Origin of the sequence: Roseiarcus sp. (genome assembly GCF_052145395.1) — a bacterium.
Lineage (GTDB): Bacteria > Pseudomonadota > Alphaproteobacteria > Rhizobiales > Beijerinckiaceae > Roseiarcus.
In genome coordinates, this window is record NZ_JBKQOT010000512.1 from 1 (window position 1) to 20,735 (window position 20,735).

Annotated in this window: 22 protein-coding genes; 6 read left to right on the top strand and 16 right to left on the bottom strand. The window is 66.6% G+C overall.

The window, feature by feature from the left end; translation table 11 throughout:
* From ACLP25_RS17570 to ACLP25_RS17585, 4 genes are all read right to left on the bottom strand, one after another.
* Window positions 1-1,185 (bottom strand): acyl-CoA carboxylase subunit beta (locus ACLP25_RS17570; protein ID WP_442470462.1); only part of this gene is annotated, 1,185 nt, incomplete at its 3' end.
* Window positions 1,186-1,325: 140 nt separating this feature from the next.
* Complete coding sequence (locus ACLP25_RS17575) at window positions 1,326-1,535, bottom strand: hypothetical protein (RefSeq protein WP_442470463.1); 210 nt, start codon at window positions 1,533-1,535, stop codon at window positions 1,326-1,328.
* A 165-nt stretch (window positions 1,536-1,700) separates the two neighbouring features.
* A complete protein-coding gene (locus tag ACLP25_RS17580; RefSeq protein ID WP_442470464.1) occupies window positions 1,701-2,465 on the bottom strand; it encodes an ATP12 family chaperone protein in 765 nt (254 codons plus the stop codon).
* Complete coding sequence (locus tag ACLP25_RS17585) at window positions 2,458-3,555, bottom strand: RluA family pseudouridine synthase (RefSeq protein ID WP_442470465.1); 1,098 nt, start codon at window positions 3,553-3,555, stop codon at window positions 2,458-2,460. Before ACLP25_RS17585 ends, ACLP25_RS17580 begins: the two co-directional genes overlap by 8 nt.
* A gap of 131 nt (window positions 3,556-3,686) precedes the next feature.
* Between ACLP25_RS17585 and ACLP25_RS17590 the strand changes: the two genes are divergently transcribed.
* A complete protein-coding gene (locus ACLP25_RS17590; RefSeq protein ID WP_442470466.1) occupies window positions 3,687-4,079 on the top strand; it encodes a translational machinery protein in 393 nt (130 codons plus the stop codon).
* An 84-nt stretch (window positions 4,080-4,163) separates the two neighbouring features.
* Entirely contained in the window at window positions 4,164-4,895 is a 732-nt protein-coding gene (locus tag ACLP25_RS17595; protein WP_442470467.1) for a glutathione S-transferase, read from the top strand.
* Window positions 4,896-5,321: 426 nt separating this feature from the next.
* On the opposite strand, the gene ACLP25_RS17600 is transcribed toward ACLP25_RS17595, so the two are convergent.
* The 7 genes from ACLP25_RS17600 to aat all read right to left on the bottom strand — a co-directional run bounded on the left by ACLP25_RS17600 (window position 5,322) and on the right by aat (window position 11,735).
* On the bottom strand, window positions 5,322-6,008 hold the full coding sequence (locus ACLP25_RS17600; protein WP_442470468.1) for a hypothetical protein: 687 nt from the start codon (window positions 6,006-6,008) through the stop codon (window positions 5,322-5,324).
* 454 nt (window positions 6,009-6,462) lie between these two features.
* The gene (locus ACLP25_RS17605) at window positions 6,463-6,810 is read right to left on the bottom strand and encodes a cupin domain-containing protein (RefSeq protein WP_442470469.1); all 348 of its coding nucleotides are present in this window, start codon (window positions 6,808-6,810) and stop codon (window positions 6,463-6,465) included.
* Window positions 6,811-6,920: 110 nt separating this feature from the next.
* Window positions 6,921-7,766: a DUF429 domain-containing protein gene (locus tag ACLP25_RS17610; RefSeq protein ID WP_442470470.1), complete on the bottom strand. Its 846-nt coding sequence runs from the start codon at window positions 7,764-7,766 to the stop codon at window positions 6,921-6,923.
* A gap of 14 nt (window positions 7,767-7,780) precedes the next feature.
* Window positions 7,781-8,602 (bottom strand): transglutaminase family protein, encoded by an 822-nt coding sequence (locus ACLP25_RS17615; protein WP_442470471.1) that lies wholly within the window; start codon window positions 8,600-8,602, stop codon window positions 7,781-7,783.
* Between the two features lie 12 nt (window positions 8,603-8,614).
* The gene (locus ACLP25_RS17620; RefSeq protein ID WP_442470472.1) at window positions 8,615-9,574 is read right to left on the bottom strand and encodes an alpha-E domain-containing protein; all 960 of its coding nucleotides are present in this window, start codon (window positions 9,572-9,574) and stop codon (window positions 8,615-8,617) included.
* 4 nt (window positions 9,575-9,578) lie between these two features.
* Entirely contained in the window at window positions 9,579-11,018 is a 1,440-nt protein-coding gene (locus ACLP25_RS17625; protein WP_442470473.1) for a circularly permuted type 2 ATP-grasp protein, read from the bottom strand.
* 15 nt (window positions 11,019-11,033) lie between these two features.
* Window positions 11,034-11,735 (bottom strand): leucyl/phenylalanyl-tRNA--protein transferase, encoded by a 702-nt coding sequence (gene aat, locus ACLP25_RS17630; RefSeq protein ID WP_442470474.1) that lies wholly within the window; start codon window positions 11,733-11,735, stop codon window positions 11,034-11,036.
* On the opposite strand from aat, the gene ACLP25_RS17635 reads away from it, so the two are divergent.
* Window positions 11,695-11,856, top strand: coding sequence for a hypothetical protein (locus tag ACLP25_RS17635; RefSeq protein WP_442470483.1), 162 nt, complete (start codon window positions 11,695-11,697; stop codon window positions 11,854-11,856). The genes aat and ACLP25_RS17635 overlap by 41 nt on opposite strands.
* Before the next feature lie 27 nt (window positions 11,857-11,883).
* Entirely contained in the window at window positions 11,884-13,299 is a 1,416-nt protein-coding gene (locus tag ACLP25_RS17640) for a short-chain fatty acid transporter (protein WP_442470475.1), read from the top strand.
* A 161-nt stretch (window positions 13,300-13,460) separates the two neighbouring features.
* Here the strand turns inward: ACLP25_RS17640 and ACLP25_RS17645 are convergent, their stop codons facing one another.
* A complete protein-coding gene (locus tag ACLP25_RS17645; protein WP_442470476.1) occupies window positions 13,461-14,402 on the bottom strand; it encodes a heme-binding protein in 942 nt (313 codons plus the stop codon).
* A gap of 385 nt (window positions 14,403-14,787) precedes the next feature.
* Window positions 14,788-15,477, bottom strand: coding sequence for a DUF5343 domain-containing protein (locus ACLP25_RS17650; RefSeq protein WP_442470477.1), 690 nt, complete (start codon window positions 15,475-15,477; stop codon window positions 14,788-14,790).
* A gap of 212 nt (window positions 15,478-15,689) precedes the next feature.
* Between ACLP25_RS17650 and ACLP25_RS17655 the strand changes: the two genes are divergently transcribed.
* Window positions 15,690-16,274 (top strand): GcrA family cell cycle regulator, encoded by a 585-nt coding sequence (locus ACLP25_RS17655; protein ID WP_442470478.1) that lies wholly within the window; start codon window positions 15,690-15,692, stop codon window positions 16,272-16,274.
* 49 nt (window positions 16,275-16,323) lie between these two features.
* Here the strand turns inward: ACLP25_RS17655 and dld are convergent, their stop codons facing one another.
* From dld to tal, 3 genes are all read right to left on the bottom strand, one after another.
* Window positions 16,324-18,102 (bottom strand): D-lactate dehydrogenase, encoded by a 1,779-nt coding sequence (gene dld / locus ACLP25_RS17660; protein ID WP_442470479.1) that lies wholly within the window; start codon window positions 18,100-18,102, stop codon window positions 16,324-16,326.
* 118 nt (window positions 18,103-18,220) lie between these two features.
* Complete coding sequence (locus ACLP25_RS17665) at window positions 18,221-18,670, bottom strand: hypothetical protein (RefSeq protein ID WP_442470480.1); 450 nt, start codon at window positions 18,668-18,670, stop codon at window positions 18,221-18,223.
* A 169-nt stretch (window positions 18,671-18,839) separates the two neighbouring features.
* Window positions 18,840-19,793 carry a transaldolase gene (gene tal / locus ACLP25_RS17670; protein ID WP_442470481.1) on the bottom strand — a complete coding sequence of 318 codons (954 nt, stop codon included), beginning with the start codon at window positions 19,791-19,793 and terminating at the stop codon, window positions 18,840-18,842.
* A gap of 406 nt (window positions 19,794-20,199) precedes the next feature.
* On the opposite strand from tal, the gene ACLP25_RS17675 reads away from it, so the two are divergent.
* The gene (locus tag ACLP25_RS17675; RefSeq protein ID WP_442470482.1) at window positions 20,200-20,430 is read left to right on the top strand and encodes a hypothetical protein; all 231 of its coding nucleotides are present in this window, start codon (window positions 20,200-20,202) and stop codon (window positions 20,428-20,430) included.
* Window positions 20,431-20,735: the final 305 nt, after the last annotated feature.

Genomic DNA, 20,735 nt, shown 5'->3' on the forward strand with positions numbered 1-20,735 from the left:
GGTGACTTTCGGCACCGTCGCCTCCGCGAAGGCGAACAAAAGCTTGGCGCCGTGCTTGATCAGCCCGCCGTATTCCTGCGCCGTCCCGGGCAAGAAGCCCGGCACATCGACGAAGGTGACGATCGGAATGTTGAAGCAGTCGCAGAAGCGGACGAAGCGCGCCCCCTTCCGCGAGGCGTCCGAATCGAGCACGCCTGCAAGCGCCAGCGGCTGGTTGGCGACGATGCCGACCGTGGTCCCCTCGATCCGAACGAAGCCGGTCACGATGTTCTTGGCGTGCTGCTCCTGGATCTCGAAGAAGTCGCCCTCGTCGGCGATCTTCAAAATCAGCTCCTTGATGTCGTAGGGCTTGTTCGGGTTGTCCGGCACCAGCGTGTCGAGCGACAGGTCCATGCGATCGGGACTGTCGAAGCTCGGCAGCTTCGGCGGCTGCTCGAGATTGGAGGCCGGCAAGAAGTCGATCAGCCGGCGCATCTGCAACAGCGCCTCGACGTCGTTATCGTAGGCGCGGTCGGCGATCGAGGAGCGGGTGGTGTGGACCTGCGCGCCGCCGAGCTCCTCGGCGGTCACAGTCTCGTTGGTCACCGTCTTCACCACGTCCGGGCCGGTGACGAACATGTAGCTCGTGTCGCGCACCATGAAGATGAAGTCGGTCATCGCCGGCGAATAGACGTCGCCGCCGGCGCAGGGGCCCATGATCAGCGAGATCTGCGGGATGACGCCGGAGGCGAGCACGTTGCGCTGGAACACATCGCCGTAGCCGCCGAGCGCCGCCACGCCTTCCTGGATGCGGGCGCCGCCAGCGTCGAAGAGGCCGATGATCGGCGCGCGGTTCTTCACCGCCATGTCCTGGATCTTGGTGATCTTCTGCGCATGCGTCTCGCTGAGAGATCCGCCGAAGACGGTAAAATCCTTGGCGAAAACGTAGACGGTGCGACCGTTGACCGTGCCCCAGCCGGTCACCACGCCGTCGCCGGGGATCTTGGTCGCCTCCATGCCGAAGTCGTCGCAGCGATGCTGGACGAACATGTCGAACTCCTCGAACGAATCGTGGTCGAGCAGGAGTTCGATGCGCTCTCGCGCCGTGAGCTTGCCCTTCGCGTGCTGCGACACGATGCGCTGTTCGCCGCCGCCGAGGCGGGCGCTTGCGCGACGGGCGTCGAGTTTGGCGAGGATGTTTTTCACGGGTTCTCTTGGCTCCGAAACCTTTTGTCGACGGCGGGAATAGCACGTCGCGGGCGGCGCCGGAACGGGGCCGGCCTGAGACGTTCGCATGACAGGGGCGCGGCAAACGGCCGCCGTTTTAGCGGCGGCCGCGCGGCGTCTCAGCGGACGACGCAGCCCTTCGGATAGCCGACCCGCTTGCAATAGACGACCGGCTGGTGGACGACGGGCCGCGCCACGCAGCCCTTCGGATAGCCGACCGTCTTGCAATAGACGACCGCCGCGCCCGCGGGCGCTGTCGTCGCCAGCATTCCCCCGCCCCCGACTATCGCCGCAAGCGCCGCTGCTGCGGCTACACGCATCGTTTGCATTGTCGTTTCTCCCTTACCGTCCTCGCGGGCGCGCGTCCCGCCGCCCAGCCACCCCGGCCGGGGCGGCCACGACCTCTGCGCATCGCTGGGCTAGCACAGTTTGCGGGACCTTATCAGAGCGTGACGTCGCGCTCGGGAAGTCTCCCGCGTCACGGCGTCGCAGGCTCAAACGGTCCGCGTCGCCGCCAGCACCATCGCCGCCGCCTCCATCTCGCGCCAGCGCGCCGCGCGCCGCGCCATCGCCTCGTCGTCAGCGCCCCAGCGCTCGATCTGGAAGTCTTCGTCGAGATGGGCGAGGCGCCAGGCGTCTTCCGGCTTGAGGAACCCGTGCGCCACGGCGAGCGCCAGCACCGTCGAGCCGGTCAGCGTCGTGACGACGCTCAGCGCCGCGAGCGCAACCGGATCGTCGAACCGCTCGACCGCAGCGGCGAAGGCGGCGATGAGTTCGGGCGGCTGGCCGCCATGCATGACCCCTGCGGCGAGAACGAAGCGCTGGCCGAGCTGGTCGAACGCCCAGTCCAGCACGGGATCGAAGGCTCGCCGCTGGCGCTCGGCGAGCTCTTCGGGACCTTCGGCGCGGTAGCAGAGGAGGTCCGAGCCGGCGTAGCGGACGATCTCCGCCCGAGTCTCGTCCATCGTCTTCGCCACGCCGTCGAGGGCGGAATTGACGAGCCGCGTGACCGGCATGTCCGACGGGTCGAGCGTCTCGCCCTGCCGCGCCCATTCCGCCGCCGCCTTCTCCATGACTGCGCGGCTTCTCGCCGCGAGCCGGTTCTTGCCTGGCGTGCGCGCGGGTCGCCCGTCGAGCGTCAGCGCGTGCCGGCCGTCCGCCTCGCTGACGTCGACCGCCTTGTAAAAGCGCCTGACCGGGGACGGCCGCATGTTCGCCTGGGCCGCGCGCATCGGATCGCCAATCCTGTCGTCACGCATCGGGCGCGTCCTCGATTGGGTCGTGCGCCGGGGGCTCGAAGCCGAACATGTCGAAACTCTTCTTCATGTGCTCCGGCAGGGGCGCCGTCACGTCGATGACGCCGCCGCGCGGGTGGGGCAAGATCAGCCGGCGGGCGAGTAGGTGCAGCTTCGGTTCGATCCCGGGGGGGACGGCGCGTAGCGGATCGTTGCGGGCCGGGTCGTTGGCGGCTTTGCGGTTGTATTTCGGGTCGCCGACGATCGGATGGCCGATCGCCTCCCAATGGGCGCGCAGCTGATGGGTGCGGCCGGTGATCGGCCGCATCGACAGCCAGGCGAGCCGCGGAGTGACCTTGTCGACGACGGCGTAGAGGGTCAGCGAATGCTGGGCCTCCGGGTCGCCGTGCTTCGCCACCCGCATCCGTTCGAGGTCCGCCCTGCCCGCTCCCTTCGCCCCCCGGTCGTCGCCCATGCCTTCGCCCTTGGCGAGGAACATCGAGATGCGCCCCTGCACCGGCTTCGGCACGCCCTCGACGAGGGCCCAATAGATCTTCTTCGCCTGGCGCGAGCGAAAGATCTCGCCGAGGTCGGCCGCCATCTTGCGCGATTTGGCGAGCAGCAGCACCCCCGATGTGTCGCGGTCGAGACGGTGGACCAGCACCGGCCGCGTCCCGTCGTTGTCCGCGAGCGACTCGAGCATTCCGTCGATGTGGCGCTTGGTGCCCGAACCGCCCTGCACGGCGAGCCCATAGGGCTTGTTGAGCACGATGACGTCCTTGTCCTCGTAGAGCGTCATCGCCCGGATCGCCTCGGCGTCCTCCGGGTTGACGCGTTTTTCTCCCGATGCGGGCGGAGCCGGCAGGCGCAGCGGCGGCACGCGAACCGTCTGGCCGCGCTCGAGGCGGGTCGAAACGTCGGCGCGCTTGCCCGACACCCGCACTTCGCCTTTGCGGACGATCTTGTTCAGGTGCGACTGCGGCAGGTCGGGAAAGCGTCGGCGGAACCAGCGGTCGAGCCGCATCCCGGCCTCGTCCTCGCCGATGTCGTAGACGGCGACTTTCTCCGGCGCGACGGGGGCCTCAGCGCCGTCGGATTTCGTGGCGTTGCGCATGAGCGCGTCTTAACGCAGCCGCCGGAGGGACGATAGGGCCATCGAACGCGGCGCTCGCTCGTAAAGGACGGCCGGGACAAGGCCAGCGCCGGGAGCTAGGATGAGTGAACCCCAGCAGGAGGGAGCCCGCCATGCCCGGCCACTACCACGCCGTCGTCTGGATCGATCATAAAGAGGCGCGGATCTTCCACTTCAGCGTCGAGGAGGCGGACAAGACGGTCATCCGGCCGGACCACTCGGTGCGCGACGTCAGCCACGGCGAGAAACGGACCGGCCATCGCGTCCCCGACGACCGCCCCTTCTTTGAGCGCGTCGCGGAAGCGATCGCCGACGCGGGCGCCATTTTGATCGAGGGCCCGGCGCAGGATAAGGACGAATTCGCCAAGTATCTGGCGGGAAAGCATCCGGCGATCCGGACCCACGTCGAGGCGATCGAGAGCGCGGGCCATCCGACCGACGGCGAATTGCTCGATCACGCCCGCCGCTTCGTCAAGGCCGCCGACCGGATGAGGCCGCAAGCGTAACCCGCCAAACGGAGAGAAGGCGGACGCGCCAAAGGCGCGGCCGGATGGAGGGGAGACCAGGGGACCAGACGATGGAGAGGTAAAATGACCTACGAGCTCTACTACTGGCCTGGCATCCAGGGACGCGGCGAATTTGTCCGGCTCGCGCTCGAGGAGGCGGGCGCGGATTACGTCGACGTCGCGCGAGGACACGGGGCCGGTCGCGGCGTGCAGGCGATGACGACGCTGATGGGCGAAAGACCGTTTGCGCCCTTCGCGCCGCCTTTCCTGCGCGACGGCGACATTCTCGTCTCGCACGTCGCCAACATTCTCGCCTATCTCGCGCCAAAGCTCGGCCTCGCGCCGAAGGACGAGGCCCTTCGCCTCTACGCCCACGGGCTGCAGCTCACGATCACCGATTTCGTCGCCGAGGTCCACGACGCCCACCATCCGATCTCGACCGAACTCTATTACGAGGACCAGAAGACGGAGGCGAAGGCGCGCACCAAGGCCTTCCTCGACCATCGCGTCCCGAAGTATTTCGGCTATTTCGAGCATGCGCTGGCGTCCAATCCCGCCGGCCCCGCGCACGCGGTCGGCGAAAGCCTGACGACGGTGGACCTGTCGCTTTTTCAGCTCTGGGCCGGGATGGCCTACGCCATCCCGCGCGCCTTCGCTGACGCCGAAAAGCGCTATCCGAAGCTCGCCGCGCTCGCCGCGGCCGTCGCGAAGCGCCCCAACATCGCCCGCTATCTCGCGTCCGAGCGGCGGCTGCCGTTCAGCGAGGCGGGGATTTTCCGCTATTATCCGGTGCTCGACCAGGCAGCGAAGCGATAGTGCACGGGCGGCCCTGCGCCCCGTTCACGGCCATGGGATTCACACATCTGCGGAGACCGGCCGATCCCATGTTCGACGGTCGCATCGCGGCTTCCTCCCCCCCCTTGTGAGGGAGGATCGAGGAGGGGGGTCGCGCCGAACTTTGAGAGTTTGGCGCCCTTCCACCCGCAAATGCGAGGTCAGCGTGACCCCCCACCCTGTCCCGCCCCCACAAGGGGGGCGGGGACGCCAATCGCCGCTTGAGTGGCCCCGCGCCCGCCAAAAGAGGTGTGAATGCCTTAAGTTCACGGGGGAGAAGGCGCGGCCGGATGAGGGGCCACGCCAGCGATTCCAGGCTGGCGCAGCGCTCACCCCTAAGGCGTCGCAAGACGTCCGTCTCTCAAGGCTATGCCTCTCCCCGCTTTCGCGGGGCGCGAGGCGCGCGCCCTACTCCGCCCCGAACACTACCCGGCTGCCCACCGCATAGAGGATGCAGGCCGCCGGCTTGAACGCCTCGGCGCAGTCGACCATGGTCTTGTCGATGGCCTCCCGGACCGTCTGCCCCCCGCGCCACAGCCACAGGCCGCTGGTCGTCACGGCGAAGGCGCGGGGACCCTTGGCGGCCAGATAGGCCGCGGCGCCGCTGCGCTTCGAGGCGGGCGCGAAGGGGAGCGCGGTGGCGTCGAAGTCGCTCGGCCGGTTGGTCAGCATCGCCTGGGGCTCCGGCGGCGCGCCCGAAACGGTGCGCGCCTCGTAACCGTCGACGGACAGGACCTTGCAGGGCCGGCCAGCCCGATACTCGCAGATTTCCAGCGCCTGACGGCCGCTGTCGGACGGGTTGTAGTCCTTCATGTCCCGAGGCGCGACGTTCAGCGTCCATGTCGCGCCGTCGGGCGAGGCGACGAAAATGAAGCCGGCCAATTCGCCGCTGCGCAGGCGCGCCGCGGCCGAGGCAAACGCAGCCCTCGCCTCGGCGGGAAGGCCGGCGACGGTGACGGGATCGAAGCCCTCGCCGCTCGTCGTGAGGTCCGGCAAGACTTTGGTCGATTGCGCAAAGGCGAACGGCATCCACGCCATCGCGGCCGCGCCGGCGGCCAGCGCGCGGAAACCCGACTTCTGACCCGCTTCGCTCAACGCCCGCCTCGCATCGGTTCGCCCCCAACCCAATTCCGGCCCCAGCAGGACGCCGCGGCCGGCCCGCCGGCGGAAATCCCCATCGCCACTGGAATTCGTTCGTCATAGCGGATCTTTAAGGCGAGCGCCCCGGAACTTATCCTCGCAATCCTGGGGAACAATCTCGAGAGTCGGATTCGATCGGCTTGACTCGAACAAAAAAAGAACATAGCATGATCTTTACGTGATCAACGAGACCGAGGGAGGTCCCAGATGCGTGAAGCCGCTCTCCTCACCCTGCGCGACGTCGCCGAACTCGCCTCGCTCGCCGCATTCGTGACCATGATCGGATTGGCCGCCCGCGCGTTCGGAGCGTGACGCCGGGACGTGTCTGGCGGCGGCGTATGCGCTCTGTTCGCCTGACGCTCCGGCTCCAGTGGGTCCGATTGCCGCTCGAGGGGAGGCCTCTGCAGGATTACGACGTCTCCCGCGCGGAGCTTTTCCAGTGGACCGCGACCCAGACGGTCGGCGGATCGGCGCGCGTCCATTCGACGCGGTGCCGCACGCGAGCGGGTAGCTCCAGGTAATCGCCCGCGCGCAGGGCGCGCGGCGCCGGCTCGCCCTCGATTCTGATCCCCGCCTCGCCCGCCAGCACCAGCACCCACTCGGCCCAGTCCTGGTCGTACCAGAAGCCAGGCGGGCTCGCCTGCCCGGTCGAGACGATCCGCTCGACGATCGCGCCCGGCCGTTCGGCGAGCACGGAGACCTCCTCCTCCGCCAGATGCGGCTCGACGCCGGAGAAAATGTTGCCGCTCTTGAGCATACGGTGAGTCGGATTCGCCTCGTTACGCTTGGGTCGTGGCGGCCGATTGTAGCCGCGATCGCTGATCGCGGCTGGTGCGGTCAGCGACTAGCGACCGCGTCTATAGGCGCTCACCGTGACCGCAGTTCGTCCTCAGCCGTGAGAGCGCCGGCCGGGACCCAGATCGCGCCTTCGGCGTCGCCGTGAGGGAGCGCCTGTCCGTTCAGCGCGGTGATGGCGACGGCGGCGCAGACGACGGCGTCGAGTTTGTCCTCGAACGCCTTCAGCGGCCAGCCGCGCACGTCAGGCGCCGGAACGGGCAGCGCCGCCCCGGCGCCGGCGATGCGGCGGTCGAGCGCCTCGACGATGCGCGACCAGACCGCCCGGAGTTTGCGATGGCGCTCGGCGATGGGAAGGTCCGGCCAGTAGGTTAGGGTCTTGGCCGCCTTGTACGGGAGCCGCTCGGCCTCGTGCATGAACTCGATCAGCGCCGCGTGGGGATAGACCTCGATCAGCCCGTTCGCGGGCGGCGCAACGCGGACGGGAAGACCGAGCGCTTCGAAGCCTGCCCGCAGCGTGTCGCTGATCGGCCCTGGCCGCGCGGCGCTCGGCGAATGCACGGACGCTTTCCGGGCGCCGTAGCGCCTGGAGATCTCGTCGTCGCAAAACCGACGACCGACGATTGGATTGGGCCCGACCGGCATGTCGATAGCCACGCATTCGGGCGCCCGCCGACAGAGAAGGCGCGACGCTCCGATGAGCGCGCCGGCGTCCGGATGCGAGCCTTTCGGGCGCCCGTCGCCTGGAGCGGCGCCCCGCCCCCGCGCCAGAAAATGCTCGTAAGACGCCTCGACCGCGACCAGCCGCCACCCGCCCTCCGCCTCGACGGCGAGCGAGACCCCGCTCGGCTCGGTCTTCGTCCAGGCGGCGTCGATTCCGAGTACGGCGCGCCCGATTGGCTTCGCCGGCTCCGCCATGCGTCTCTCCGCGGTCACGCCTGGGTCTGGTACCCCGCCTGATCGACCCGGATCACGCTCTCGACGGCGTCTCCCCCCATCCCGTTCGCCGCCCGGAAGAAGCTGCCGTCGCGGGCGTCGAAGCCGACCGCCACGCGGACGTAATGCGTATCGGCGCAGATGCACGTCGTCGGGTCGAAGGCGACCCAGCCGAGCGTCGGCACATGCGCCTCCGCCCAGCAATGCGCGCCCGCTTCGCCGCCTGCCTCCTCCGCCGCACGATAGCCGTTGACGAAGCGCGCGGGCACGTCGCGAAAGCGCGCGCAGGCGATGAAGATATGGGCGAAGTCGCGCGCCCGCCCGCGTCTCAGCGCAAAAGCCTCCGCAGCCGAGTCCGGATCGTCGGTCTGGTACGGGTCGAACGACATGACCCGGTGCACCTCGCTCATCAGCCGGTGCATGGCGTCGAGCGGATCCTCTGCGCCCGCGGTCGAATCGATGGTGAAGGCGCGCAGCGCGCCGTTGATATGCGCGAGCGGACTCTCGCGCAGGTACATCTCGGCCGGCATCCGCTCGACCGTCCCGCGCACGACGCCCGCGGAGTCGCTCGTCTCGATCTCGCCGGCGGCCCTCACCGCCAGCCGCTCGACCGGCGCGCCATGATGCGAGAACGTGGTGACAAGGTTGCCGTGCGCGTCCTCCGACTGCTTGAGCGCGCTGTCCATGTCGAGCTCGATCCGCCAGCTCAGCACGTACTGGCTGTCGAAGCCGTGCGGCGTCAGCCGCAGGTTCTGGATCAGCATCCGCGCAGGCGGCTCGAAGCGATGGGTTATCTCGTGCGAAATCCGGATCCGCATGATGTCCCCCGCTCAGGTGAAGAGGTACTGCTCGGAGATCGTGCTCGACAGGCGCGCGTTGTCCTCGATGAACGCCGTGATGAACTCGTGCAGGCCGCCCTGAAAGATCTGGGTCATGCTCGCGCGCTCCAGTTTGGCGTGCATCGCCCGCGCCTGACGCTGCGCGATTCCGCTGCGGCCGTCGTCGCGCGCCAAGCTGTCGAGCGAGCGATCGATGGTCTCATAGCAGGAAATCAGCGAGCGCGGCATCGCGCGCTTCAGGATCAGGAGATCGGCGATCAGCCACGGCTTCACCCGGTCGCGATAGACCCAATGGTAGGCGGTCGCCGCCGACACCGCGCGCAGGACCGCCACCCACTGGAAATAGTCGAGCGAGCCGCCGACCGACTCGGTCGAGGGCAGGAGCAGGTGATATTTGACGTCGAGCAGGCGCGCGGTGTTGTCGGCGCGCTCGATGAAGACGCCGAGCCTGTTGAACCAGTAGGCGTCGTTGCGCAGCATTGTGCGGTAGCAGGAGCCGTCGAAGTCGAGCGAGGCCTTCTTGACGTAGTCGAGGAAGCGGGTCAGCGCGACGCGGTCCATCGGCCGCGAGAAGCGATGGCTCGCCTCGAAGCGCTTGAGCTCGAGCCAGGCGTCGTTGATCGCGGTCCATGTCTCGGCGGTGAGCGCCGTGCGCACCGCCCGTCCCGCCGTGCGGGCGTTCTCCAGGCAGTTGCAGATCGACGACGGGTTGGTGCGGTCGAAGGTGAGGTATTCGACCGCGCCTTCCTCGTCGAGTTCGCCGTGCTCGGCGATGTAGCTGTCGTAGGCGCCGGCGGCGTTGAGGGCGCCCTCCCACTCGCCGGTCTTCTCTCCCTCGGTCTTGGGAAGATATTCGAGCCTCAGGGTCGCCTCGATGGTGCGGGCGATGTAGTCGGCGCGCTCCATCGAGCGGGCGAGCCAGAACAGGTTGTCGGCAGTGCGGGCGAGCATGGCGTCAGGCCTCGTCCTCGAAGTCATCGACGACCCAGGTGTCCTTGGTGCCGCCGCCCTGGCTCGAATTGACCACGAGCGAGCCCTCCTTCAGCGCGACGCGGGTGAGGCCGCCGGGGACGATGCGCACCGCGTCCGCGCCCGAAAGAATGAAGGGCCGGAGGTCGACGTGGCGCGGCGCGACCCCGGCTTCGAACGAGGAGGGGCAGGTCGACAGCGCCAGCGTCGGCTGGGCGATGTAGTTCGCCGGGTCCGCCTTGATCTTGGCGGCGAACTGCTCGCGCTGGGCGGCCGAGGCGTGCGGGCCGACCAGCATCCCGTAGCCGCCCGAGCCGTTGACCTCCTTGACTACGAGCTCGTCGAGCCGTTCGAGCACGTATTTCAGCCCGTCGGGCTCGCGGCAGCGGGTGGTCGGCACGTTCTTCAGGAGGGGTTCTTCGGACAGGTAGAAGCGGATCAGGTCGGGGACGTAGCTGTAGATCGCCTTGTCGTCGGCGACCCCGGTGCCGATTGCATTCGCAATGGTCACATTGCCCGCTAAGTAGGCGCCGATCAGCCCGGGGACCCCGAGCACCGACTCCGGATTGAACACCATGGGATCGAGGAACTCGTCGTCGACGCGGCGGTAGATGACGTCGACCCGACGCGGTCCCAGCGTCGTGCGCATGAAAACCTGGTCGTCCTCGACAAACAGGTCGCGGCCCTCGACCAGTTCGACCCCGAGCTTGTCGGCGAGGAAGGAGTGCTCGTAATAGGCCGAATTGTACAGGCCCGGCGTCAGGATCACGATCGTCGCCTCGCCCCGGTCGTGCCGCGGGGCGACCGAGCGGAGGCAGGCGAGCAGCTCGTCCGGATAGTCGTCCACCGGCGCGACCTTGTGGCGCGCGAACAGGTCCGGCAAGAGCCGCATCGTCACTTCGCGGTTCTCCAGCATGTAGGAGACCCCGGACGGGGTGCGGGCGTTGTCCTCCAGGACATAGAACTCTTCGTCGTCTACACGAACGATGTCGATTCCGGCGATGTGAACCCAGATGTCGTGCGGGGCGCGCCGCCCGATCATTTCCGGCCGATAGAAGGGATTGCGCAGGATGAGCTCGGCCGGAATGATCGACTCCTTCAGAATTTTCCGGTCGCCGTACACGTCCGTGAGGAACAGGTTCAGCGCCCTGACGCGCTGGGTGAGGCCCGCCTCGAGCTTGCGCCATTCCGCCCGCGAGATCAGGCGCGGCACGATGTCGAACGGGATGAGCCGCTCGGCCGCGTCCTTGTCGCCGTAGACGCCGAAGGTGATGCCGATCCGGCGGAACATGTACTCGGCCTGGGCGCGGCGCGACGCCAGGAGCTCCGGCGGCGTCTCCTTGAGCCAGTGCGCCACCTTGCCGTAGAGGGCGCGGGTCCGCTCGCCTGTACGCCCCATCTCGTCGAACGCCTGAACCCCCGCCATGCCTCTACCTGTTCCTCATGCGACGGAGGACCCGCCGTCTCTTGTCCGCTTCGCAACTTCCGTGCCGAGGGCGAGCGCCAGAGCCTCGCCGCCCCTGAGCGGCAGGCCGGCCGGAACGGCGCCGAAATCGGCCGATGTTCTCAACGATTCGGCGAGCATTATCCTGAATTCTTCACGCGACACCCCGATGGCGCCGAGGCTGGCCAGATGCTCGGTGAGGAACTGGGTATCGAGCAACCGGTACCCGCCCGCCCTGAGCCGCGCGACAAGATGAACGAGCGCTGCCTTTGAGGCGTCGCGGACGCGGTGGAACATACTCTCGCCGAAGAAGACGCTGCGCAGGCTCACGCCGTAGAGCCCGCCGACCAGCGCGTCGTCGGCGTAGACCTCGACCGAATGGGCGTGGCCCGACGCGTGCAGGCTGCAATAGAGCCGCAAAATCTCGTCGTTGATCCAAGTGTCGGCGCGTTCGGCGCATGCCCGCATGACCGCGGGAAAATCGCGGTCGGCGACCACGCGGAAACGATCGGAACGGACCGTTTTGGCGAGGCTTTTCGACACGACCAAGCCGTCGAGCGGAAACACCCCCCGCTCATGCGGCTCGACCCAGAACAGCTCCGTGGCGTTCCGGCTCTCGGCCATCGGGAAGACGCCGATCGAATAGGCCCGGAGCAAGATGTCCGCCGTCAGCTCGAATTTGCGCGGACCGGATTTCATGGGGCGGATGGTGGAACGGCTCGGGCCGGGCGTCAAGGCGAGGGATCCGGCGCAGATCACGGCCCCCGAGGCGATCCGCCGCGTTGACCCGAAGCGCCGCGCGGCGGAAACCCGGCTTTGATCGCAAGAGTTGCGAAGGGACGCCGTCATGACCGCTGGGCAGAGTGGGGACGCGAGGTCCGAACGCGTCGGGCCGCTGGCGCGGATCGGGGCGAGCCTCGCCGACTGGAGCGAGCGGTGGTTTCCGGACGCCTACATCTTCGCCGCGATCGCAGTGGTCGTCGTTTGCGTCGCCGCCCTCTTCATGGGGCGCACCCCGATGCAGGTCGGAACGGATTTCGGCAAGTCCTTCTGGAGCCTGATCCCGTTCACCATGCAGATGAGCTTCGTCGTCATCGGCGGCTATATTCTAGCGGTCGCGCCTCCGGTCAAACGCCTCGTGGTGGCTCTGGCGCGCGTGCCCAAAACCCCGAGAGGGGCTGTCGCCTATGTTGCGTTCGTCGCCATCGCCTCGTCGCTGCTCAGCTGGGGCTTCAGCCTGATCTTCGCCGGCATTTTGAGCCGGGAGGTCAGCAAGCGGATCAAGGGCGTGGACTATCGCGCCGTCGGCACGGCGGCCTATCTGGGCCTGGGCAGCGTGTGGGCGCTGGGGCTTTCGTCCTCCGCGGCCCTGTTGATGTGCACCAAGGGGTCGATCCCGCCGGCGCTCTTCAAGATCAGCGGCGTCATCCCGCTGACCCAGACCCTGTTCATGTGGCAGAACCTCACGATGATCGTCGTGCTGATGGCGCTCAGCGTGTGGGTGGCTTACGCCTCCTCACCCGACGCCGCTCGGGCGAAAACCCTCGAGATGGCCGGCCTTTCCTATCCGGAAGAAGCGGTCGTGCTGGAAAAGCCCAAGACGCCCGGGGAGCGGCTGGAGTTCAGCCCGATTCTGACCCTGGTGATCGTCGTTCTCGGCGCCCTCTATCTCACCAGTCTCTATCAGGAGAAGGGTCTGCTGGCGGCGGTCGATCTCAACAACTACAATTTCGCCTTTCTGATCGCCGGAATGCTGCTGCACTGGACGCCCCGGTCGTATCTGCGCGCGGCGGGCCGGGCGGTTCCGATGACCAGCGGCGTGCTGCTGCAGTTTCCGCTTTATGCCGGGATTTTCGGCGTCCTCGTCGGTTCGGGCCTGACCGACGTGCTGGCCAAATTCTTCGTTTCAATCTCGACCCATGAGACCCTGCCGTTCGTGATCGGCGTCTATTCGGCGGTCCTGGGGCTGTTCTTGCCGTCCGGCGGCGGGAAGTGGATCGTCGAGGCGCCTTACGTCCTCGAGGCCGCGAACCAGCTCAAGGTCAATCTCGGCTGGATGGTTCTGGTCTACAACGCCGCCGAGGCGCTGCCGAACTTCATCAATCCCTTCTGGATGCTGCCGCTTTTGGGGCTCACCGGCGTCAAGGCGCGCGATCTCGCCGGCTATTCGATCCTGCAGCTGATCATTCTCGCCCCCATAGTGCTGATCATGCTTTGGGCGCTGGGACTGACGCTGCCCTACGTGGAGCCGATCGTTCCATGAAGAGGCTAGACCTCTCTTTCGTCGATGCCTCAAAGGGGTCGGCTTATGGCACGTCCGGGCGTTGCGCCCCCCCTTGATCATCCAAAGACATGTCTCAGGAGAGATCTCTGGGGGCGCATCTGGCAGCTGATGCTCTGCCTGTCGGCTCTGGTTACGACGACCTACACCGGTTGCTTGATGAGCGTTGCGACGGAAACGTGCGGCCAGCTCAGATTGTTAAAATTGAGGAGTACGGTCTGGCTATACTGAAGCTGATGAAGGATGCGTCCATCGGGCTCCTCGAGCGTCTCAAGCCAGAAGATTGCCTCCATCTGCGCCGTCAACGCGTTGGGTCCGCCTGCTGCTCCCGCCAAGAAGGCGATATTGGAGGTGCCCCCGCCCGACGAGGGCGGGTTCAGGGGTTGAGTCGAGATACGCAACGTCACCGTCGAAATCACGTTCTTCCCCTGCAGTCCCAACCTCAACACGGTATTGGGGTCGTCGACCATCGCCTGGGTAACCCGAGGAATGTCTTCCGGGTCCGTGCGGAAGGGCGTCAGGATCGCCAGATTGGTTTCGGGAAACGGAACCGGTTTGTGCGGCGGCGCGATGGTGAAGGGCGTGATGCTCACGGCGGCAATGGTCGGGGCGGTGCTGATGGGAGGCAACGCGGTTCCTTGCGCGACCAGCGAGGTTCCGTGAGGGATGTTGGCGAGGCGGGCCACCGTTGTCGGATCTTGCGGATTCGTCGTCGCCGGCACATGAACCCAGATGCCTGGCTCGACGTGGATGCCGGCCGGTTCGCCGTTGGAACCGAGGACGTTGGCGTCCTGGACTTGTTGAAGATAGGTCAGGCCATTCAGATTGATGTCGGGCTGAAGAAGTCCTCGGTTGGGAATGTCGCCTGGGATCTCGGTGAACTGGAGCGTTTCGTTGGTCTCATTCAACTCCAGGAAGCGATCTTGTCCCGCCGGGCCACCCTGAAACGGGCGCCAGATCTGGTTGAATCCGTGACCCTTCCAGGTACCCTTGAGAACTGCCAGGGGTCCGAGCAAATTGCTCCCAGGCTTCGGTTCGATGTGGCCCGAAACGGATGTAAAGCGAAATTCTTTCAAGAACTCCATAATTTCCTCCTGCTGCGAAACGCCATCCAGATCGGCTCTCAAAATTTATACAAGGTCGAGGTACCACAATCACGAAGAATACGCTGTGACGATTCTCACAAGCGTATCGCCTTATTTTTAAGCAGGTCTTGGGGTCTGTCAACGTCAGAAGAATTCGAAACGGATGGGGCTGCCGGAGCTTTGGCGCCCGGACAGATCCGGGAAACCACAACGTCGCCCCCCATCGTCCCCATCGACCCCGGTCAGCGCGAGCGCGCTTGGCGTCAACCATCGCTCGAGCGCGCTCTTTCAAGGGGTGACCTTTGGTTTGGAGAAGGCGTTCTAGGAATCGCGTCGTCGTTCTGACGAGATCAGTCAGAGTCCCAGGCGGGACCTCTCGGCGACCTCACAAATCTCTCGCCCTAAAGTACCTCATCAAGGTCCAGACCGCGGCCTGCTGCTCCTCATCCATCTGCTTAGGATCGAGGTGTACGAGAAGTATTTCCGAAGGTTTTTTGCACTCTCTACCCATCCGATCGGATTGCGGCTGCGACGGCGCGGCTTCCAACGCCCTCGTGGGCGGCGGCGCCGCCGGGCGCGTTCGGCGGGGCGTCAGGGCCCGGGGCTTGCGGCCTTTCAGCACCCGACCGCTGATCTTCACCCCCGCGTCGTTGGCGGCGTAGAGAAAGAACGTCACGCACTTCTGGACGACCGCGTCCGCCGCCGGAAAAGCCTTCCGGAACGCCTCGTTGAAATGGGAGGGCGTCGCGGTTTCGAGGTCGATCGCGAAGATCGGGGCGTATTCCTGCCGCATGAGCGCGAGGAGGGTCTCCGGCCAGCGGCCCGCCACCTCGGCGTGCACCAGCTCTTTGAGACGCTCGGTAGGTCGTCCCTGGTCGTCGATCAGCTGAAGAAAGCGGAGGGCGTGCGTGAGCTGCGTTCCGACGACGCCGGAAAATCGCGTCAGGACGCTGCGGTCGATGCGCGAGGGAACCCCCTGTTCGCGAAGATCCTCGATGAACGTCTTGAACGTCCGGTACGAGGTGTACGGCGGCGTTTTCGCGGTCCTTGCGTGTTCCGAACTCCCGCGGGGCATGACGGTCTCCCACCGGTACGGAATGCTGACTACCCGTATTCGCGCCGCGCCGCAAACATACCGTATAAGGCGCCTCAAGCGGACAGTTCGAAATGGCGGATTGCTTCGTGGCCGATTTCGAGCAACCTACTGGTGTGATTGCTAATTTTTGCTGAATAGACGCTACGTTCGACTGTTCTCGTCCGAGCGATGGCCGACGCGAAGAATAGCAGATGTCGGAACTCGGCAGCGGCCGCCAGGGCCGCGAAGCCATAGGGGTCATGCGCATGCTGTGGACGGACGAGGCTATCGAAAGTCTCAAGAGGCTGGCGCTCGAAGGCATGAGCGCGAGCGGCATCGCCGCGGCGCTCGGCGCGGAGTCCCGCAACGCCGTGATCGGCAAGGCGAACCGGATCGGCATCAGGCTGAACGGCGGCGGGCGCGCTCCCTCGTCCGGCCGGAATGGCGCGGCCGCTCATCCGGCACCGTCGCGGGCTGCTCCCCTTCCCCCGCCGGGCGCACGGGAACCCGCCCCCCCTCAGGAACCGGAAACAAGGCCGGCATGGTCCTTCGCCGGGGCCGAGGTGGGGGAGATGCGACGGGTGCGGTTCGAGTCCATCTGCGAAGTCGTCTGCCGATGGCCGCTCGGCGATCCGAGAAGCGGAGACTTCGCCTATTGCGGGCTTAAGCCGGCGGAGGGGCGTTCCTATTGCGCCGGCCATTGCCGGATGGCCTATCGCCCCCCGGACGCCCGGGCGCGGCGAAGCCCGCATGGCCAAGGCTCCCGCGCCATCGGGAACTCGTGGCGGCTGGCCTGAGGGCGGCGAACAGCGGGCGTGGCGGGATCGGCGCCGTTCGTCCTGGCGATCACTCGCAGGCGCGCGCCTGCGGCGCCGCCGCGTCAGCCTGTCTCCAGAGCTTGGACTTCGACGTCTTCCCGATGCCGGGATTGAAGCAGTTGCAGGGGTCGAGCCTCGCGTAGTGTTCGACGAGCGCAGGCTTGGCCTCGTACAGGTGGCCGACATTGTGCTCGGCGGGATATTGGGCGCCGCGCGCGTCGAGCAGCGCCCACATGCGATGTTCGAGGTCGAGCGTGTTCTGGCCCTTGCGCACGATGTAATCCTGGTGGAACACGTGGCAGAAGAAGTGGCCGTAGTAAAGCTTGTGGAGGATCGGCGCCGAAACGTCGTCGGGCAGGGTCTCGAACCAGTTCGGATCGTTGCGCCTCAGCGCCACGTCGAGCGCGACAATGTCCTCGACCTCGCGGTGATGGACGGCGCGGTAGCGGATCGCTGCGCCGGCCGCGGCGAAGCGATGCAGAAACGCCTTGTCGCTCTCCTCGGCCGTGCATTCGAAGACGTCGCCGCTCGCCGACGGGAAGATCGACTTCAGGTAGTCGCGCGCCTCGCCGATCGCCCCGCCCGCCATCTTGAGGATGAGGTGGTGCTCGTACTTGTCCCGGAACTCCCGCATGCGCTGCGGCAGGTGTCGCGGAAAGAGTTCGCTCGCCGACTGCATGATCCGGTCGGTGAGATCGCGCGGCAGGAAGGAGAACCGCGACGCGACGGCGTCGAGGCGACCCTTGATCGAGAACAGAGCCGGGAGCCAGCGCGTGCCGAGAATCCGGATCGCAAGAAACGTGTCCTTCCCGTATTTCTCGGCGATGTCGAAGGCGACGCGGTGCATATATTCGCCCTGCACCGGCGGATCGGAGAAGCGCGCCAGAATGTGGCGGCGGATCTTTGTCAATTCCGCGGAGTCGTTCGTCCCGATGTAGAAGGTCGCGGTCCTCGTCTCAGCCGGAAACGTGTCGAGGCGGACGGCGAAGATCATCGCTTTGCCGGCGCTGCCGGAGGCCTCGAACAGCCGGCGGGGATCGGCGTTGAAGCGGCCGGGCGTGTCCGCGTCGATGTCGCGCACGTGATGCGCGTATTCGTGGTCGGAAGCCGCGCGGCTGGGGTCGTGCTCGACATCCGTGTCGGCGAATTCGCCGCGGTCTAGCCGGCCGAGGATCGTCAGCGGATCGTCGCCGAGCCGCACGCCGAGGTGGTTGACCAGCTCGACCTTGCCGGCCTCGTCGATCCGCGCAAACAGCGCGAGCTGGGTATAGGCCGGCCCGCGGTGGATGAGCGCGCCGCCGGAATTGTTGGCGATCCCGCCGAACACCGAGGCGCCGATGCAGGACGAGCCGATCACCGAATGCGGCTCGCGACCCAACGGCTTCAGCGCCCGCTCGAGCTGGAACAGCGTCGCGCCCGGGAAGCAGATGACCTGGCGGCCGTGATCGATCAGCCGCAGTTTCGCGATCCGCAGCGTGCTGACGATCACGATGTCGCGGTCGTAGTCGTCACCGTCCGGGGTCGAGCCGCCGGTCAGCCCGGTGTTGGCCGCCTGCATAATGATGATGGCGTTCGCCGCGGCGCAGGCGTTGAGCGCCTTCCACTGCTCGACGAGCGATCCGGGGCGGACGACGGCGAGCGCCGGCCCGTGGCCGAAACGAAAGCCCGTGCGGTAGCGGCGCGTGCTGGCCGGGCTCGTCAGCACGTGACCTTCGCCAACGATGTGCCTCAGCGCATCGAGGAGCGCTCTGCTGTCTCGACGCGGCGTGAGCGTCGGGGAAGCGTCGTTGACGGCTGCGGTCGTCATGGCCTCTAGCTCCTTGGCTTCGCGGCGGCCCGACGGCCGCACGCCCCGCCCCCTGCCTCAAGCTCCAGATTGCGCCTGCGACGAACCCTGGCGAGGCTCGGCCGACTCCGCATGTCGGCTAAAAGAACGCCGCGAGCGCGCTCAGCTCCTTCCGCGCGGCCTCGCTGAATTCGGCCAGCGGATCGACGCCGGCGCCGTTCTTCATCAGGTCATGCAGGTCCCGGACCGTGCGGTTCGGTTGGAAATACGTATCGATGATCGCACGCAGGAGGCGGTCGGCGGCGGCGACGCTTTCGGGCATCGCCAGCACGCGCAGGCGGCTGACCATGGCGTAGAGATCGACGAGCTCTTGCATCTGCGGCTCGCTGTTGACGAGCGCGTCGCCGTAGGTCTTGGACGCCGCGATGATGAAGTCGCGGATCAGGTCCTCGCGGCGGGAGACCTCGTGGGCGATCTGCGACGCCCGCGCCTGGGTGCGCTGGCTGAGCCAGGTCGACGCCCCGGTCGTGAGGCCGCCGATGAACGAACCGGCCAGCGCGGAAATCGCCGAAAGATAGGCAACGTCCATCGTTCGCCCGCCTCGGGAGCAAGTTTTTGGAAACCACCGTTCACGTCTTCTTCCCGCTCGCGGGAGAAGGCGCCGCGAAGCGACGGGTGAGGGGGCAGCGCCGAGCGACCGAGGTCGGCGCTGCCGTTGCGCGAGCCCTCTCTCCGAAGGTGGAGAGAGGGAATTCTCCTCACGCCGCCGCGGCGAGGCGCTGCTGGACCGTGCTTTGCAGCGCGCGCAGGTCGTGGGCGAACAGGCGGATGCCCTCGGAGAGCTTCTCCGTCGCCATCGCGTCCTCGTTCAGCATCCAGCGGAAGGCCTTCTCGTCCAGCGAAAGCTTCGCCGGCGCCGGGCCGAGCTTCGCGGGGTCGAGATGGCGGGTCAGCGTTCCCTGGTCCTTCGAAAGCGCTTCGAGGAGCTGCGGCGAGATGGTCAGGCGGTCGCAGCCGGCGAGCGCCTCGATCTCGCCGATGTTGCGGAACGAGGCGCCCATCACGACCGTCTTGTACCCGTAAGTCTTGTAATAAGTGTAGATCGCGCGGACGGACTTCACGCCGGGATCCGTCTCACCGCTGAACGGTCCCTCCCCCGCCTTGACGTGCCAGTCGAAGATGCGGCCGACGAAGGGCGAAACGAGGAAGGCGCCGGCGTCCGCGGCCGCAGCCGCCTGGGCGACCGAGAACATCAGCGTCATGTTGCAGTCGATCCCCTCGCCCTGCAAAACGCGCGCGGCCTCGATCCCTTCCCAGGTCGAGGCGAGCTTGATCAGGATACGGTCGTGACCGACCCCGCGCTCCTTGTAGAGCACGATGATCTTCCGCGCCTTGGCGATCATCGCCTTGGTGTCGAACGAGAGATCGGCGTCGACTTCGGTCGAGACGCGCCCGGGAACGATGGTGGTCAGCTCAGCGCCGAAATTGATGGCGATGCGGTCGGTGACGTCGCCGACGGGGGCGCGCGTCTTGCGCCCCCAGTCGATCGCCTCCTCGACGAACCGCGCATAGGCGGGCAGTTCGGACGCCTTGAGGATCAGCGAGGGGTTGGTGGTCGAGTCGGTCGGGCGAAACTGGCGGATCGACTCCATGTCGCCGGTGTCGGCGACCACGGTGGTCATCGCGCGGAGCTGGTCGAGCTTGTTGGGCATGAAGGCCTCCCGGGCCGGAGTTGGCGTCAAGGAATGTCGCGCCGCCGCGGATCGTTTTCAAGCCGCCCCGTCCGCTTCTCGGACTCGCGTTTCGTCTGCGCAGCGCGCGCGGCCGGCGCCGTTCTTGTTTTCCGACAAGGCTATACTGTTCGTCACCGTATGTAAACTTGACTACTCAAATAAGCGTTTGTGCGCTGCACTACGTAAAGTACCGTATATGGGCGATCCGCCGATTGATGTAGACCTATCGCAGAAGCGGACACGTCGTGGTTCGCCCGGCTGTCGTGTGCAGGCGTGTGTAGTCGATATGTTTAAATTACAGCCGCCTGAATATTCCCGCCAAAAAAATGAACGAGACACCCGGAAGGCGCTGCGAGGGCGCGTCCCGGGAGAGGAGGATTTGTCCGTGAAGCTGTACGATTTCGAAGTGTTGAAGGGGGAAGACGTCATTCATTCAGAGCGCGCCGTGCCGCTGTACAATGCAAGAGCGGCCTGGCCCAAGGTTGTCGCGCTGGCCTCGAAGCTCAGACTGTCGCGATGCCGCATCCGGGTGAAGGAGCAGGGAGAAACGATCATCCTCATCGGAGCGTCCGCGGCCTTGCGCTATCCCCACTTCGACTTTTCCGCCGCGGCGTGACGCCGCCGTCTCGTCGAAACCAGGCCCGGAAGGCGGCCGCACCGCCCTCAACGACCTCGTCCTGAAGAGCCCGCGACGCGGGGTCTCGAAGGACGTTCCAGATGGCGCCGGGGGTGCGTCCTGGAGCGTCCTTCGAGACGCGTCGCCTGCGGCGCCGCTTCTTAAGGCGCGTGGGTGGTAGGCAGTTACCCGCGATCAGCATCGGCGTTCCGTTAAACCTGAATACACAATTCATGAGCTCGGGGCGAGCCCATCGGGACGGTGGTTTGGCTGGCTACAACCTTTGGGTCTTCGCCCGGGGCCAG

Bases quoted from the DNA above. Each gene is read 5' to 3' on its own strand.
- ACLP25_RS17585 (WP_442470465.1), bottom strand. From the start codon at position 3,555: ATGCGCAACGCCACGAAATCCGACGGCGCTGAGGCCCCCGTCGCGCCG.
- dld (WP_442470479.1), bottom strand. From the start codon at position 18,102: ATGACGACCGCAGCCGTCAACGACGCTTCCCCGACGCTCACGCCGCGT.
- tal (WP_442470481.1), bottom strand. From the start codon at position 19,793: ATGCCCAACAAGCTCGACCAGCTCCGCGCGATGACCACCGTGGTCGCC.
- ACLP25_RS17665 (WP_442470480.1), bottom strand. From the start codon at position 18,670: ATGGACGTTGCCTATCTTTCGGCGATTTCCGCGCTGGCCGGTTCGTTC.
- ACLP25_RS17635 (WP_442470483.1), top strand. From the start codon at position 11,695: ATGTCCGCCGTCAGCTCGAATTTGCGCGGACCGGATTTCATGGGGCGG.
- ACLP25_RS17590 (WP_442470466.1), top strand. From the start codon at position 3,687: ATGCCCGGCCACTACCACGCCGTCGTCTGGATCGATCATAAAGAGGCG.
- ACLP25_RS17655 (WP_442470478.1), top strand. From the start codon at position 15,690: ATGTCGGAACTCGGCAGCGGCCGCCAGGGCCGCGAAGCCATAGGGGTC.
- ACLP25_RS17605 (WP_442470469.1), bottom strand. From the start codon at position 6,810: ATGCTCAAGAGCGGCAACATTTTCTCCGGCGTCGAGCCGCATCTGGCG.
- ACLP25_RS17625 (WP_442470473.1), bottom strand. From the start codon at position 11,018: ATGGCGGGGGTTCAGGCGTTCGACGAGATGGGGCGTACAGGCGAGCGG.
- ACLP25_RS17620 (WP_442470472.1), bottom strand. From the start codon at position 9,574: ATGCTCGCCCGCACTGCCGACAACCTGTTCTGGCTCGCCCGCTCGATG.
- ACLP25_RS17650 (WP_442470477.1), bottom strand. From the start codon at position 15,477: ATGCCCCGCGGGAGTTCGGAACACGCAAGGACCGCGAAAACGCCGCCG.
- ACLP25_RS17580 (WP_442470464.1), bottom strand. From the start codon at position 2,465: ATGCGTGACGACAGGATTGGCGATCCGATGCGCGCGGCCCAGGCGAAC.
- ACLP25_RS17610 (WP_442470470.1), bottom strand. From the start codon at position 7,766: ATGGCGGAGCCGGCGAAGCCAATCGGGCGCGCCGTACTCGGAATCGAC.
- ACLP25_RS17575 (WP_442470463.1), bottom strand. From the start codon at position 1,535: ATGCAAACGATGCGTGTAGCCGCAGCAGCGGCGCTTGCGGCGATAGTC.
- aat (WP_442470474.1), bottom strand. From the start codon at position 11,735: ATGAAATCCGGTCCGCGCAAATTCGAGCTGACGGCGGACATCTTGCTC.
- ACLP25_RS17595 (WP_442470467.1), top strand. From the start codon at position 4,164: ATGACCTACGAGCTCTACTACTGGCCTGGCATCCAGGGACGCGGCGAA.
- ACLP25_RS17645 (WP_442470476.1), bottom strand. From the start codon at position 14,402: ATGGAGTTCTTGAAAGAATTTCGCTTTACATCCGTTTCGGGCCACATC.
- ACLP25_RS17615 (WP_442470471.1), bottom strand. From the start codon at position 8,602: ATGCGGATCCGGATTTCGCACGAGATAACCCATCGCTTCGAGCCGCCT.
- ACLP25_RS17640 (WP_442470475.1), top strand. From the start codon at position 11,884: ATGACCGCTGGGCAGAGTGGGGACGCGAGGTCCGAACGCGTCGGGCCG.